The organism is Streptomyces sp. URMC 129, from assembly GCF_051386415.1.
In the GTDB taxonomy this organism is placed as follows: domain Bacteria; phylum Actinomycetota; class Actinomycetes; order Streptomycetales; family Streptomycetaceae; genus Streptomyces.
Map to the genome: position 1 here is coordinate 1 of NZ_JBPQTQ010000306.1, position 521 is coordinate 521.

General features: G+C 72.6%; 1 protein-coding gene. It reads right to left on the minus strand.

Annotated elements, in window-relative coordinates; translation table 11 throughout:
- A partial coding sequence (locus tag ACSNOC_RS27910) for a lipase maturation factor family protein (RefSeq protein ID WP_436750358.1) occupies nucleotides 1-521 on the minus strand: 521 nt, incomplete at both ends.

The window sequence follows — 521 nt, forward strand, 5'->3', positions numbered from 1 at the left end:
ATCAGCCAGTCCAGGCGGAGGTGGAACGGCGCGAACTGGCGTGGCAGGCGGTGGACGTCGCCCGGTTTGCCGTGGAACTCGTAGGCCCGCCACTCGGTCGCCTCGCCGGTGGTCAGCGGGTCGTCGTTGGTGCCCTCCAGCACCACCTCGTGGCGCTGCCGCGTCACGCTGCCGAAGGCGCCGTAGGTGTTGACCAGGTGGAGGCTGTTGTAGCTGCGGTTCATCTCCTGGGCGGGGGAGAGCAGGTTCCGGACCGGGCGGTAGCTCAGGAACGCCACCAGGGCCGCCGCGGCCAGGACCGTCGCCGTGAACCAGGCCGGGGCGTCCGGCCGGGCGGCGGGCGGGTCGGCGATCAGGGAGCCGTCCACCGCCGCCACGGCGAGGATCGTCGTCAGCCAGTTCAGCCACGCGAAGTTCCCCGAGGCGACCAGCCACAGCTGGGTGACGATGACGACGGCGGCGGCCCAGGTCGCGACCGGCTGGGGCGCGAAGAGGCCGAACGGCACGACGAGCTGGGCCAC